Annotated in this window: 15 protein-coding genes; 8 read left to right on the forward strand and 7 right to left on the reverse strand. The window is 39.6% G+C overall.

Annotated elements, in window-relative coordinates; genetic code table 11:
- The first annotated feature begins 2 nt into the window (after positions 1 to 2).
- The gene (locus RDV63_RS10210; protein ID WP_313909397.1) at positions 3 to 134 is read left to right on the forward strand and encodes a putative transporter small subunit; all 132 of its coding nucleotides are present in this window, start codon (positions 3 to 5) and stop codon (positions 132 to 134) included.
- Positions 135 to 281: 147 nt separating this feature from the next.
- On the forward strand, positions 282 to 899 hold the full coding sequence (locus tag RDV63_RS10215; RefSeq protein ID WP_313909398.1) for a YigZ family protein: 618 nt from the start codon (positions 282 to 284) through the stop codon (positions 897 to 899).
- Between the two features lie 7 nt (positions 900 to 906).
- Here RDV63_RS10215 and RDV63_RS10220 read toward each other — a convergent pair whose 3' ends face one another.
- Complete coding sequence (locus RDV63_RS10220; protein WP_313909399.1) at positions 907 to 1800, reverse strand: LysR substrate-binding domain-containing protein; 894 nt, start codon at positions 1798 to 1800, stop codon at positions 907 to 909.
- 170 nt (positions 1801 to 1970) lie between these two features.
- Here RDV63_RS10220 and RDV63_RS10225 point away from each other — a divergent pair, with 170 nt between their 5' ends.
- The 3 genes from RDV63_RS10225 to RDV63_RS10235 all read left to right on the forward strand — a co-directional run bounded on the left by RDV63_RS10225 (position 1971) and on the right by RDV63_RS10235 (position 4371).
- Positions 1971 to 2858, forward strand: a complete 888-nt coding sequence (locus RDV63_RS10225) for a DMT family transporter (RefSeq protein ID WP_313909400.1) — start codon at positions 1971 to 1973, stop codon at positions 2856 to 2858.
- A gap of 171 nt (positions 2859 to 3029) precedes the next feature.
- Positions 3030 to 3761 (forward strand): glutathione peroxidase, encoded by a 732-nt coding sequence (locus tag RDV63_RS10230; RefSeq protein WP_313910408.1) that lies wholly within the window; start codon positions 3030 to 3032, stop codon positions 3759 to 3761.
- Positions 3762 to 4026: 265 nt separating this feature from the next.
- Positions 4027 to 4371 (forward strand): hypothetical protein, encoded by a 345-nt coding sequence (locus RDV63_RS10235; protein ID WP_313909401.1) that lies wholly within the window; start codon positions 4027 to 4029, stop codon positions 4369 to 4371.
- A gap of 78 nt (positions 4372 to 4449) precedes the next feature.
- Here the strand turns inward: RDV63_RS10235 and RDV63_RS10240 are convergent, their stop codons facing one another.
- Both RDV63_RS10240 and RDV63_RS10245 read right to left on the reverse strand, forming a co-directional pair.
- Positions 4450 to 4851: a hypothetical protein gene (locus tag RDV63_RS10240; RefSeq protein WP_313909402.1), complete on the reverse strand. Its 402-nt coding sequence runs from the start codon at positions 4849 to 4851 to the stop codon at positions 4450 to 4452.
- A gap of 155 nt (positions 4852 to 5006) precedes the next feature.
- Complete coding sequence (locus RDV63_RS10245; RefSeq protein ID WP_313909403.1) at positions 5007 to 5438, reverse strand: Lrp/AsnC family transcriptional regulator; 432 nt, start codon at positions 5436 to 5438, stop codon at positions 5007 to 5009.
- A 166-nt stretch (positions 5439 to 5604) separates the two neighbouring features.
- Here RDV63_RS10245 and RDV63_RS10250 point away from each other — a divergent pair, with 166 nt between their 5' ends.
- From RDV63_RS10250 to RDV63_RS10260, 3 genes are all read left to right on the forward strand, one after another.
- Positions 5605 to 6726, forward strand: a complete 1122-nt coding sequence (locus RDV63_RS10250; protein WP_313909404.1) for an ornithine cyclodeaminase — start codon at positions 5605 to 5607, stop codon at positions 6724 to 6726.
- A 4-nt stretch (positions 6727 to 6730) separates the two neighbouring features.
- Positions 6731 to 7639 carry a citrulline utilization hydrolase CtlX gene (ctlX, locus tag RDV63_RS10255; RefSeq protein WP_313909405.1) on the forward strand — a complete coding sequence of 303 codons (909 nt, stop codon included), beginning with the start codon at positions 6731 to 6733 and terminating at the stop codon, positions 7637 to 7639.
- 192 nt (positions 7640 to 7831) lie between these two features.
- Entirely contained in the window at positions 7832 to 10237 is a 2406-nt protein-coding gene (locus RDV63_RS10260; RefSeq protein ID WP_313909406.1) for a zinc-dependent metalloprotease, read from the forward strand.
- An 88-nt stretch (positions 10238 to 10325) separates the two neighbouring features.
- Here the strand turns inward: RDV63_RS10260 and RDV63_RS10265 are convergent, their stop codons facing one another.
- From RDV63_RS10265 to RDV63_RS10280, 4 genes are all read right to left on the reverse strand, one after another.
- Positions 10326 to 10832 (reverse strand): phosphoglycerate mutase family protein, encoded by a 507-nt coding sequence (locus RDV63_RS10265; protein WP_313909407.1) that lies wholly within the window; start codon positions 10830 to 10832, stop codon positions 10326 to 10328.
- 180 nt (positions 10833 to 11012) lie between these two features.
- Positions 11013 to 11189 (reverse strand): hypothetical protein, encoded by a 177-nt coding sequence (locus tag RDV63_RS10270; protein WP_313909408.1) that lies wholly within the window; start codon positions 11187 to 11189, stop codon positions 11013 to 11015.
- Positions 11190 to 11367: 178 nt separating this feature from the next.
- A complete protein-coding gene (locus RDV63_RS10275) occupies positions 11368 to 11670 on the reverse strand; it encodes a hypothetical protein (protein WP_313909409.1) in 303 nt (100 codons plus the stop codon).
- 125 nt (positions 11671 to 11795) lie between these two features.
- Positions 11796 to 13979 carry a hypothetical protein gene (locus RDV63_RS10280; RefSeq protein WP_313909410.1) on the reverse strand — a complete coding sequence of 728 codons (2184 nt, stop codon included), beginning with the start codon at positions 13977 to 13979 and terminating at the stop codon, positions 11796 to 11798.
- Between the last annotated feature and the right edge of the window lie 501 nt (positions 13980 to 14480).

Consider the following 14480-nt stretch of genomic DNA (forward strand, 5'->3'; position numbering starts at 1 on the left):
TTATGTCAGCATTAATGCTTACCGCTTATGTTTTAGTTTGGCCTTTTATTGCTAGTTTAGTATTTTTAACCTTATGTGTTGCTTTAGTTAAAGATATTAAACAAGCTAATAAAGATGGGAGTTCATTAGTTTAAGCCTATATAAATAAGTGGCCATGGATGGCTGCTTGGTTTATCTCCAGTGTTTTCTATAGCACTTATCTAGATTAATAAAGTTGCCAAAAGCCAAGATTTCAGGTGTTATAACTTGCAAAAATAAAGCCTTAACGGGAGCTAAGTACTGTGTCAGATGCCGTCTACTTTCAGCCGCTTGCTGCAGCAGAAACTAGCTTAGAGATTAAAAAGAGTCGGTTTATTGCCAGCGCTCTACCAGTAAAGTCTGAACTAGCTGCTAGGCAATTTATTCAATACCATAAAACATTAACGCCTTCAGCCCACCATCATTGCAGCGCTTATATTATTGGTGCACCAGCACTTTCACAGCAATTTGCTTATAACGATGATGGCGAGCCTGCTGGCACGGCTGGTAAACCTATGTATCAAGTGTTATATGGCCAAAATGTGGGTGATATTTGTGTTGTCGTGACCCGATTTTTTGGCGGTGTCAAACTGGGTACTGGCGGCTTAGCTAGGGCCTATGCCGATTGCACAAAAGCCGTAATGGAGCAGTTAAGCCTGCAGCAGGTTTTACCTAGTTGTGAGCTTAAGTTAACTTATGCCTATACGCACTCAGCTGCTATAGACGCCTTGTTACATAACGCCAACATAAGCATACTAAATAGTAACTATGCTGAAGCCATTACCCTATGTGTACGGTTGCCGGTTACTGAAGTAGACAGTTTAATAACTGATTTAAACCAGCGCACTAGTGGTGAAATTAATATTAAAAAACAGCCTTAATACTAAACTAATCAAAACTAGATTGCTGCTTAAGCCAGCGACCTAAATTGATTAGATCATTATGATTGGCATCACTTTGCCGATAAGTAAAATAGAAGTCATCTCCAGTTACTAGCTCATGCATAGGAATAGCAACTAGACCATGACCAGACTCCTTTGCACCTAGCATAAATTGGTCAATTAAGGTGATGCCTAAATTATAACGCGCAGCTTCAACAGCAAGCAGCACATGGCTAAACTGATTAATTTTAACCTGCTTGGGTAATTCAAAACCACCATGCTGACACCATAAACGCCAATCATCACCTACTTGTTGATGGTTAGCATATTGCACCGATAACAGCGGAAATTGCCATAAGGCGTCAGGTAAGCTGTGTTGTTGTATTTGCTGCCACAGTTGCGGGCTACAGGCTGGAAATAACTTTTCAGTAAATAGAAACTGCTTTATAGCGCCCTGTTGTGGTGGGTTAATAGTAATAAAGCAATCTATGTCATGATCATAAAAATCAGGATCTTCAGTCACCATATGTAAGCTTAAATTAATATTAGGATATTGCTGGCGAAAGTCTGCCAATTTAGGGATCAACCATTTAACCGCTAAAGAGCTATATAACGCTAAGCGGATACTGCCCGACTTACCATGCTGCACCTGTTGGCTAGCTTGCGATATTTTATCTAAAGCGCCAGTTATTTCTGCAAAGTAGCGCTCTCCCACCGCGGTTAAATACAGATTACGTCCTTGGCGAATAAATAAGTCTGCAGTTAAATATTGTTCTAATAATTTTACCTGATGACTAACCGCACTTTGGCTCACATATAACTGCTTAGCTGCAGCAGAAAAACTGTTTAACCGTGCAACCGCTTCAAAATACTGTAGCGCGCGTAAAGGCGGCAATTTCATTATTAGTTTATCTCATGCAAAAACAATTTTAATCATTATACGTCATAGTTAAGTTTATTTACCATTAGCCAGTGATCTGAAGCAATGTCATCACTGCTGTATCTAAATCATTCATCTCGTTTCTTTAGCTTCGCTAAAGCATATCAATATTTTGCTTTAAGGATTATTTTGTGGCCAAAAATTCAATTAAATTCGCCATTGCGTTATTAGTTATCGGTAATATTGTTGCTGTTTTTTCTGATGCGCTAATAAAAACCTTATCCGCCGATGGCCCTATATATCAGTTCGTACTTTTTCGCCAATTAAGTGCAATTTTAATTTTATTACCCTTTTGTTTATTTAACCGCGAACACAATCTGTTAGTCGGCATAAAGTGGCATATATTACGCGGCCATATTTGGTTGTTTGGTGCTATCTGTATGGTATTGGCATTAAATAACATGCCCTTAGCTACGGCTAATGCCATTTTTTATGCTGCACCGCTAATCATGTTGCCTTTAGCTATGCTAATGTTTCAAGAGCGCTTAACTAAAACCACTATATTGGTTGCTGTGCTAGGCTTTGTGGGTGTATTAATAGTGATTAAACCCACTCATATTAGTTGGGCGGCTATATTTGCCTTTATTGTGGCCTTTACTGTAGCGCTAAATAATATCTTAATCCGTAAGCTGCCAAAGCAGTTATCGGTGTTTCAAATTTTATTACTAACTAATGTCGTAGGCACACCTGCAGCCTTAGCTTTGGCTATTTGGGAAGGTAAAGCTTGGGATTGGAGCGCCGCGCTAACGGCTGCTGGCTCAAGTAGCTTTATTTTAGTTTATGCTGGGATCTGTGTTTTGGTGTACCGCTCTATTGAAACCAATAAAGTTGCTAGTGCTGAATATACAGGTTTATTAGCCGCCGTAGCCGTAGGAATTATCTGGTTTAATGAAATACCTGATCTAAGTATGCTGCTGGGTGCTGCTTTTATTATTTTACCTTTGCTATGGCTTGCCAAACAGAACACAAAGCCGCATAAAAAAACAAAAGAAGTTACACTCTGCGACAACCCAAACTAAATTCTTGTTCTATATTAATCTTTAATCGGCAAAGCCATATAAAGCTGATTACTTATTATAACTAAAGAGTAGTTTTGTTATCAGTTTTATCAATTTCCCCTATTAACACAAATCATTGGAGCTAATGTTAAACTAGCGCATAATTAACCAGACTTAATTGAAAAGGAATTAATCATGTTAAAAGATATTAGTGGTAAAACCGTACCTAACGTAACTTTTGCAGTGCGTAAAAATGATGAATGGCAATCCATTACTACAGACGATATTTTTAAAAATAAAACGGTTGTAGTATTTTCGTTACCAGGTGCTTTTACCCCTACTTGTTCATCTACTCACTTACCGCGTTATAACGAATTAGCTAGTGTCTTTAAGCAAAATGGCGTTGATGACATAGTGTGTATTTCTGTTAACGATACTTTTGTTATGAATGCTTGGACTGAAAGCCAAGAAGCCAACAACATCACTTTACTACCCGACGGTAATGGCGAGTTCACAGACGGTATGGGCATGTTGGTTGATAAAAATGATCTAGGCTTTGGCAAGCGCAGCTGGCGTTATTCTATGCTTGTAAAAGACGGCGTTATCGACAAAATGTTTATCGAGCCAGATGTACCAGGCGATCCGTTCGAAGTATCTGATGCCGATACTATGCTTGATTACATTAACCCTAAACAAGTTAAGCAAGATGCCATTAGCATGTTCACTAAACCTAATTGCCCATTTTGTACCAGAGCTAAAGCTTTACTAACAGATAAAGGCTTAGTATTTGAAGAAATAGTAATGGGCAGCCAAGCCTCGTTAACTAGCTTAAAAGCCATTTCAGGCCGTGATACCGTTCCGCAAATATTTATTGGCGGTAAACATATTGGTGGCTCAGACGATTTAGCAAACTACTTCGCTTAATCCATTTCCTTAACCGCTACATCTAAGGCCTTTATCACAAAGGTGCGTCTTAACAAGGCGCGCCTACACACCTAAGGTAAAACATAAATTTAACACTTAAACCTTATCCCCCTGCCAAAATGGGTCTTGATCACTTAAAACCAACTAATAGATGGCTTAACTTGTCATTATGCAGTAGTTCCATGTTGACACTAGACTACAAAGTTGAAAGAATTGCACTCATTGTAAAATTATTGTACACATCGGTACATTCTAAGGGACTAGCATGCCAGACCATCATCACAATGGCATTATTCTGGAAGATAAGTGGGGAAAAACCTACCTCTGCAGCACTTGCCTTCTAGCCTATGCCGATTTAGGCCAAGCCATGGTAAAGGACGTTGCAGATAAAGTGTATGGCCGCTCTTTTTTACATAGCTTAGAGCCAGCCATCGAACAGCGTAAAATTTGGGCAAAAATGTATCAGCAAGCCCGTCCTTGGCAGTTAAACTTGTCACATTTATCCAACTTGCAGCTACGTGATAGCTTATTAGATATTTTTAATAATAATGAAATGTGGATCTGGCCACTCAGCGACGGTTGGGGCCAAGAGACGATAACAACGGCATAGGCGACGGCGGCCTAGGCTCAGGTAGCCCAAGCAATAAAGCAGCTAAAGCTCAGCCACTTTATTGCATCATTGTTAATATTACTTCTCTTGGCAAGAGTCCATCCCTACTCGGTAGGTTGACACCATGCCTGAACCGCTATGTTTTTGTAGCGCAGTAAATGCAGCATAACTTGGCTTATAAGTAATAGTATAGTTAGTGCTAACCTGTATACCATAACTACCACAACAGTTACCGCTAACCGTAGCATCTTGGCTAATAATGCTAAAATCTTCTAATTTATGCTCTTTAGCAAAGGCTAATACCTTGTCGGTTTTGGCTTTATATATTGCCCCAACATCAGCATCATCAACTTGCTGAACATTATCAATATAAGAAATGCTTGTAACATCCATCACTTTACAAGACTCTTCAGTAGTAGTTGCATCTGCAATGGCGAGTAAAGGCGTAACTAAAAGGGTTATAGCGATAAAATGTTTCATTATTGTTCCTTGTTAAATATTGCAAGTAAGCCCTAAGGCCAATTTTGCCAGAACAATAATCGTTAAGCACATAAATGTAAATAGTAATTTACATTTAATTAAATAGCCCCGCAATCTACAACCTAAATGGTAGCCTTATACCTTAGGCAGCTCCACTACATACTAGACAATAATATGCTAGTTTCGCTGTTTAGAATACCGTCTACTTCTCTTACTCGCCTTAGCACCCTATCAAACTCAGCTAAGCTGGTTGTTTGTATTTCAGCAACTAAATCCCAAGCACCATTAGTAGTGTGCAGCTTAACTAATTCAGGAATACCGCGAATTTTACTCACAACTTGCGAGGTAGACTTGCCGGTTACTTCAATCATCATAATGGCACGTACTACTTGTAATTCCACTTCGGCATGAACTCGTACAGTAAAACCTAAAATAGCCCCAGAAGAAATTAATCTATCTAACCTATTTTGAACTGTTGCCCGTGATACTTTTAAACTTTGCGCTAAATAAGAAATAGAAGCTCGGCCATCTTTACGTAGTTCAGAAATGAGGGCGCTATCTAAAGTGTCATAAATGTAAGGTTTCATTAGCAGGCTCCATCTATTGCCTAAAACATAGCAAAACGTCACTAACCAATAGCAAATTACCAATTAATAGTGCAATTATTGCATACTTTTTACATTTTAAGTAACACTACTATCTATTACCATAAATTAATTAATATTTAGTGTAATAAGTTAAAGGAAAGCAAATATGGATAGCAGCGTGAAATTAACCAACAGCGAATATAGCCCTGAGTTAACAAGGGTCCCAAGCTTAGATTATATTAAAAACTTTATTATCGAGCCCAAAAAGGGCGTTCCTTTTGTTAGCGTAGCTGCTATGGCTAAGTTAATAAATAATCTTGGTATAGAAACTAGTATCAAGACGATATTAACCAGAATAGAGAGCGACTATAAACGTTGGCATAAGTTTGAAAAGTCTGCTCGCTATGCTAGCCACTCTAAAAACGGTGTTATCGAACTAATGCCAGTGAGTGATGGTAATATGTTTGCTTGTAAATATGTAAATGGCCACCCTATTAATACTAAGCAGAATCTGCAAACTGTTGCGGCTTTTGGTATTTTAGCCGATGTGGCCACTGGCTACCCTATTTTACTGTCAGAAATGTGCGTGCTAACTGCACTTAGAACAGCTGCTACATCTGCTATGGTTGCTAAATACTGTGCACCTAGTAATGCCAGCACTGTCGCTTTAATTGGTAATGGTGCCCAATCTGAGTTTCAGGCTTTAGCCATGAAGGCAGTATTAGGTATTAGACATTTTAAACTTTATGATGTAGATAAAGCTGCTAGCCAAAAAACGTATAATAACCTTCAAGGTTATGATATTGACGTTGTTATCTGCTCTTCAGCCGCTGAAGCTGTGCAAGGTGCACAAATTATCACTACCTGTACTGCTGATAAGAAAAATGCCACTATTTTGCATGACGATATGATAGGTACAGGCGTATTTATTAACGCTATTGGTGGCGATTGCCCAGGTAAAACAGAGTTAGACAGTAAAATATTACAACGTGCCGATAAAGTATTTGTCGAGTTTGAACCGCAAACCCGAGTCGAAGGTGAAATTCAGCAATTACCGGCAGACTTTGCTGTTACCGAGTTTTATAAGGTAGTACAGCAAAACCAAAGTGGTCGTGATAATGATCAACAACTCATTGTTTTTGATGGTGTTGGCTTTGCTAGCGAAGATTTTTCTGCGCTGGTATTCTTACGCGACTTGTTAGTGCAACAGCCTGAGCATCTAGTACTAGACTTAATTACTCAACAAGCTGATCCGCGCAATCTATTTTCCGTTGTTCGTGAGTCTTAAAATAATGCAAAATACAGTTAATATTCAAGCACCTAGTTCCATTGTAATGGTTCGCCCCCATCAGTTTGTATCTAATCCACAAACCATGGCCGATAATGCTTTTCAGGTACCGCTTAAGCAGGCTCAATCAGCGCAAGCCGCTTATGATGAAATCACGGCCGCTATTACTGCCTTGCAAAATAGTGGCATAGAAGTGCATGTGTATGAAGATAAAGGCACGAGTACGCCCGACTCGGTATTTCCTAATAATTGGTTTTCTACCCACCATAATGGGCTAATTATTAGCTACCCTATGTATGCAGAAAACAGACGCTTAGAATATCGCCAAGATATTATCGACTTTCTACAAAACCACTATAATTATGAGCAGTTTGTCGACTTACGCCATTATACTTTTGAAGATAAATTTTTAGAAGGTACTGGCTCTATCGTCTTTGATCATCAACAAAAACTGGCCTATGCCGTGCAATCTAAACGTACAGATCCAGAATTATTAGATATTGTATGTAAACATCTAGGTTATCAAGCAGTGGTATTTAATGCCTCGGATGAAAAGAATATACCGGTTTATCATACTAACGTTTTAATGTGCCTAGCTTCTGATTATGTGATGATAGGTATGGACATGGTAGACACTGCGGATCAAGCCCGTTTATATAATCACTTTAACCAAGCTGGCTTAACGGTTATAGAACTAAGTAACCAGCAAATCCATCAATTTTGTGGTAATGCGATAGAGCTGCAATCTGACACAGGCTCGGTACTGGCGCTATCAAGAACAGCTTATAATGCATTAAACCAAGAGCAAAGATCTACTATAGCTAAGTACAGCACCTTATTACCGCTAGATGTCCCTACTATTGAAGCAGCTGGTGGTTCTGTCCGTTGTATGATTGCAGGTGTCCATTACTAAGATACCACTGTTAGCTCAGTATACTTATAGCGGGTTTAAGCAAAGAGGTTTTACGCCTTTAGCCCTTCAACCCACTTTTTGCTTAACTTTACAGGCTGTTCTTATAGATATAGACGTTATATAGTAATTGTTTTACTAGCTGATCTAGCGATCAGTAACCGGCAATATTAACGTTATCTAAAAGGATCCAGCATGAAGATGGTTAGCCTGCTTGGTGTGCTTGTATTGGCACCCGCCTTATATACTACCACTAGTGTCGATGCCGCAAGCATCACTCAACCCGCAAATTCAACTGCCATCAGCGCAATCTCTATTGAAAAATTTACTGCCGGCATGAACCAGCAAAATGGCTATTTTGATATTTATTATGATGCCAAAACCGATAAAGTATATTTGCACGTTGATAAATTCAAGCAGCCTTTTATTTTTCAAAGCTCTTTACCTCGCGGTATAGGCTCTAACGATATAGGCTTAGATCGTGGCCAACTTGGCGCCACCCGTTTAGTGCAATTTGAACAATACGGCAATAAAGTTTTATTAAAACAGCTTAACACCTACTACCGCGCCGAAACAGACAACGCTGCTGAGCGCTTAAGTATAGACGAAGCCTTTGCTAGCTCTGTTATTGCCGGTTTACCCGTGGTTGCCAGCACCAAATCATCTTTACTGGTTGATTATACTGACTTTTTAAAAAGCGATATTCATCAAATAAGCGCTAGCCTAGCCCGACAAAAACAAGGCAATTATAAAGTAGACAGCAATCGCAGCGGCGTTTATTTACCCCGAACAAAAGCTTTTGTTCGCAATACCGAGCTAGAAGCCTTAGTCACTTATAGCGGTGAAAACGCGGGTAATTATATCCGCCAAGTTACACCTGCAAGCAATGCCATAAGCGTACACTTACACCACTCTTTAGTCGCTTTGCCTGAAGATGGCTATGAAGCAAAACCTTTCCATCCTTATTCTGGTTACTGGAATGTGGAATATATGGATTACGGCACCGCCTTTGATGCCCCCATTATTAAACGTTTATTACCTAAACATCGCTTAGCGAAAAAAAATCCCAACGCCGCGGTTAGCGAAGCGGTAGAACCCATTATTTACTACCTTGACCCCGGTGTGCCAGAGCCTGTTCGTACAGCCTTAATTGATGGCGCTATGTGGTGGAACAGTGCCTTTGAAAAAATAGGTTATAAAGATGCCTTTCAAGTAAAAGACTTACCCAAAGATGCCGATCCTATGGATGTGCGTTATAACGTCATTCAGTGGGTTCACCGCGCAACGCGTGGCTGGTCTTATGGTGCTAGCGTTACCGATCCGCGCACCGGCGAAATTATTAAAGGCCACGTAACCTTAGGCTCGTTACGAGTTCGCCAAGATTACTTAATCGCCACGGGCGTTACCGCCCCTTACAGCAGTGATAATGCCGATGTATCAAGCCAAAAAGCCATGGCCTTAGCCCGTATTCGCCAACTGTCTGCCCATGAAATTGGCCACACTATTGGCCTTGCCCATAACTTTGCCGGTAGCGCCAATGGCCTATCTACTGTTATGGATTACCCACACCCTAAATTTAGCATTAAAGACGGTAATATCAGCGTAGAAAACGCCTACCGCGAAGGCTTAGGCGAATGGGATAACTACACTATTGCCTATGGCTACGGTGATTATTCAGAAGCAGAATTAGCTAAGTTAGCTAAGCAAGCAAAACAGCAAGGCTTAGCTTATATTTCTGACCAAGACGCACGTCCGCAAGGTGGCGTAAGTGCACTGGGCCATTTATGGGATAACGGCAGCGATCCGGTAGCAGAGCTTAACCGCTTAAACCAAGTGCGCCAAGTTGCCCTAGCTAACTTTGGTTTAAATAACATTGCCACAGGCCAGCCGCTTGCTTCACTGCAAGAAGCCCTAGTGCCAGTGTATTTACTGCATCGTTATCAAGTAGAAGCTGTTACTAAGTTAGTCGGTGGCGCTTTTTATGAATACGAAGTAAAAGGCGACTATAGCCAACCTAAAGGTGTTAAATGGGTTGATAGCAAACAGCAATTGCAAGCATTAGACGCTATGCTAGATACAGTACAAGCTGATTACTTAACCCTGCCTAATACATTGCTAGCGCTCATTCCCCCTAAGGCATTTGGCGACAGCAATAACCGCGAAAGCTTTAGCGGCCGTTATGGCTTAGCCTTTGATCCGCTTTCAGCAGCGGAAGCCTCGGCTAACTTTACCTTAAAACTCATACTGCACCCACAGCGCTTAAACCGGTTAAGTGGTCAGCAATTATTAGATAAAGTAATAGACAAGGTAATTGCCAGCACCATTGAGCAAAAAGGCGCTAAAGGCCAGCAGTTATTGGTTCAGCAACGTGTTGCCCATGTTAGCTTTTATCAACTAATGCAAAGCCTAACGGCAACCGAGCTTGCGCCAGAAGCACAAGCTTTACTGCACAGTAAGCTGCATCGGCTTGATCGCTGGTTAGCCAAACAAAAAGATGCCAGCCATCAACAGCTACATCATCAATGGCAGCGCTACTTAGAGACTAATCAGTGGCAGCCAAGCTTTGAGCCTAAACCCTTACCACCAGGCTCACCTATTTAACCCAGCCATTAAAATAACTAGGCAACATAAAAACCGGAGTCAAAGCTCCGGTTTTTTTATCTAAATAATGATTAATTATAAATTGGTTTTACTGTTTATTTTGGCAGCGATAAGCTTGCCGACTAATAGTCACGCTTGGAATAGCGGCTAACTTAACCTGGTACAACATAGCGTAATCTTGCTCGGTTAATGGCGACACCTGAATACCCGACAATAGCGTAACTAGCTCGGGCACGGTATTACTATGACCGACCACCAAAACACTTTGGTTATTATTTTTTAATTGCTGCACTAATTTTAATTGCTGCACTAGCGTAGCCGGTTGGCGTGGATCATAATCAGTTACAGCTAATTGCTTACTCGCAGCAACAGCCGCAGCGGTTTGCTTAGTACGCTGATAATCGGTGCTAAACACCGCCGCTAAATTATGTTCAGAAAAATACGCAGCTAAGGCATCCGCCCTGCCCTGACCACACAGCGTTAACGCCGGATCAGCGCCGCTAGCTTGTTTTTCAGCATGCCGCACTAAATAAACGCTATTGGCCAAACTAGCAAACGACAAGCCCAACAACACACTAAAAGTAATAAAACGCATTAGGTCATTCCCTAATATAAATTCCACTCAGTTTACTCTTGCCAGCTAAATTTATCATAGCTTGGAAAAACTAAAGGCTGGCCATTAGCAGACTCTAAGCTTTGATATAACTGCTCAAAATCGTGCTGCAACTGCACCCGAAACTGCCAAACTTCTAGGGCTACTGCTTCTAGTTCAGCGCTATCTTCGGTGACACCACTGTGCCCCCAGCACCACTAGCAATAACTTATTATTCTCAATCGCCCTAGTTTGAGCCTGTTCAACACTAAGCAAATAATTATCATCGGCCTGAAAGCTATATTCCGGCAACACAGCACAAAACAACACAGCAATAAAGCCAGCAAAGCGTTTAGGCATTAAAACACATAAAAAATAAAAGGTAATTAGATTTAGGTTAAGGCTAAAACAAAAAAAGGTGAGCTATTAAGCTCACCTTTTTTGATTAGGTTGCAAGTTAATTGTGCAGCTTGCGGTTGTATAATCCTATTGTAGTCTTGAAAAAGATATTAAAAATAAGCAGATAAATAATCTAGCTCTATTTTGGTTTTCTTAAATGCCAACCACTGCCTACCGGGCATCTATAAGCTTCAAGCTCTCGATTGGACCGCTCATAAAAATCATCAGCAGAGTTTTCCGCTTCAATAAAACCACCGTAAATTCGCTTCTTAATACCATCACCAGAGACACACTTCTTACAGGTAGCATTACTAGGGTGGACTCTTGGTATTTTGTCATGATGATCATCTAATCCAAATTTCAACATTTGGTATTTCGAATCAATATCAGCTTCTATTTGTTTAATGTGTCTTATAAATAAGTTTTCAGAAAAATTATACATACGTATACTCCTTGACTGGCCTACTTACGCAGGCCGTAAAGTTTCAACATGGCGGACGGCTAGCGTCGGAGGAGGAGCATCGGGCTCCAGTACACCAAGGTTGGATTATTTAAATTTGGCGTAGTTTATGGATTGCGCATTAAGTTGCGCCTTGTTTTAAGTGCTGCTTCATAATCAACAGATCCAGCGCCCAGTAATTCTCGACGTTGGCATAATAAAAGCCACCATTCGGCAGCAATAATGCCGCGTTTTAAATCTTGAATTGACGGGTTATTCTTGGCGTGCCTGCGAACAGCCTTGTAACACTCGCTTGCAATAGATCTAACACCCTCATTAGGATCCGATTTTTTAGTGAAGTTGACGGTTTTATGAACCTTACCATTTAGATCAAAGCCTAATTCGGTCAATGCTTTTAAATACCCTTGCCTCCAAATAGAAGATTGTTCGACTACTTGATTGGGCTCATATATGCCATCTATTGCTTTTTCACCTTTACGAAGGCGCAAACGGCTCAAGCAAAACTCGGCTAGCTCATGACAAAAGTTCACATAAAAATCATGCTGAACTTGTGAGTAATTCTCTTGCGTTACTTCTCGATTTCCATTCATTTGGTAGGCAAAATGAGTATCTGAAAGCTGCTTTAACGAGTCGTACCATTTATAAAAATTTTCACGTTCATAAGGGCTTCCGAATTTTGAGATAGACTCATTTGAAAAAGGTTCTTTAGAAGAGCGCATCAACAATAATCTGTGGCGTAACGCTTTTTTAGGCGATGTGTGATCAAGGTCGTTTAATAACCGTTCAAGTTTTTGGTGGTGTGTTTTTATGTCTTGTTCATTTTCTGTTTTAACCAATTCACCACGCAATATACCAATACTTTTATCAATATAAGGAAGCACATCTTCACGTTTCAGACGATCAACAGCGACAACTGCCCAATCTGGGAGCAGGCTTTTGGGGAGGTTATTTGAATCAATTAAACCAGTTAAAAGCTCATTCCACCATTTTAAAACACCAGAATAAAACTCTTCAGATGGTCTTCCGCTAAAAGGTGCTCGAGCCGATAAAACGCATAGCTTATTTTCAATAGTTAAATTATTAAAGCTTTCCAAAAATACTGTTTTCAAAGTAACAAAATATTCTGGACTAACCCACTTTTCTATACTGTTCAGTAAGTCTGACCTAGTTTGCTTTGAATCAATAGCTCGCTGAAAATCGCACTCAACTGAATATTTAATCCATGCCGATATCTGCACCGGACTCAATTCTGAACAAAGGTCATGATGCGCATTACTTAAACGTATGTTTAAATCATCATTTGTTAACTGACTATATTCATTGTTGCAATAGATAAAAGCACTAGTATAAGAAGTATAATAACTTTCTATGCCTCTAGCCCACTGTTCCTGGTTTTTAGCAGAAATCAGGTTTAAATCTGCACTTACATATATCAGTTTTTCAAACTCTAATTTCGTTACCTCTAACCAGTTTGATAATAGATTCGAGGTTTCTTCACAATCAGATCTTTCGTATCGTATTAGTGTTTCAAGTTGTTCCCATGGTGAACCGTAATCATAGAAAAAATCAATCCAGCTATAAGAAAGCCTGCCAGCTTGAGAGTCAAACTTTATCCATGCTTTAATAAAGTCCAAACCACGCATTATATCCAGAGAATCTTTAGTAGGTGGCCCCTGTAACGAATTAGAAGAAGCTATATATATTAGCTCTTTAGTTAATAGACTATTTTCACGGCTCTTAAATTGATGAGCCATAGCATTGAAATGACTCCAAAGAACACTTGTTCTTTCACTATGACTTAATGAGTTCAGCGATTGATCGTCGAAAAATTCTTTTGAAAAACAAAAGTCTTTACCATATAACCACGAAACAAATAAGAAATAATGCCTTTCAATATTGCTCAGCCCATCATTAAACAAGCCATAAGGTGAATTTGGGTAGTAAGCCTCAGCCACATCCTTTAAAAAATCGATTACACTGCTATCATTGACCGGTAATTTAAACATATCAAAATGGCGAAGTATGCTATTTAATAATGTAGTTTTCTGAGTCAATAAAAAAGTAATGCAATTTTCTGACTCACGATTAGATTGCTTAGTTTGACTTAGAGCTTTTTCAAGTTCAGATATTCCTCGAAAAATATTCTGCCAAGTATCAGAAAAGTGTTTAATCAATAAAGTTCGTAAGTTACCTTGAATATCAAACTCATCTAGAGCTTGAACAAAGCGTTCTTTGGGATCGTTTTTTTCTTCAAAGGTGATATTGCCAAATGGCGCATCAATCCTGCACATAGTTTTCTCCATAAACTGAGAATTAGGTTTCACAAAAAGATTTCGGTTCTAGAACCGGTTTGCAGTTGAAACCTCCCGTGCAACAGAGGGGAGCGGAAAAAGTGAGCAACATGCTCGGTAGCCGACTGCAAAAGTCTTATTTAAGATAAAAACTTTTCTTAATATTGTCAATAAGATATTTATTCTTCGCTTTTCCTAACCAAACCCCATATAAAACGATGTTAGTTAGACAAAAAAGTTAGACTATGCAAATAACAGTTACTTACCACATTAAAAACTAATAAAAACGCCGATAGAACTTAAGATACTTTGATTTGTCGCATACAACCATCGAATTTGAATTTCCTGATGAAGTTTGCAGAGATAATTAACGTCAACGTTGTGCATTGCCCTTAGATTTGTACCAGTAGATTTGTACCAGTAAATTTGTTACATTACATACGTCTAACGAAGAGAATAGAATATTGAACATTAACGTTGCTTTAAAAATACTGCTGATAA

This window comes from Rheinheimera sp. MMS21-TC3 (genome assembly GCF_032229285.1).
Classification (GTDB): Bacteria; Pseudomonadota; Gammaproteobacteria; order Enterobacterales; family Alteromonadaceae; genus Alishewanella.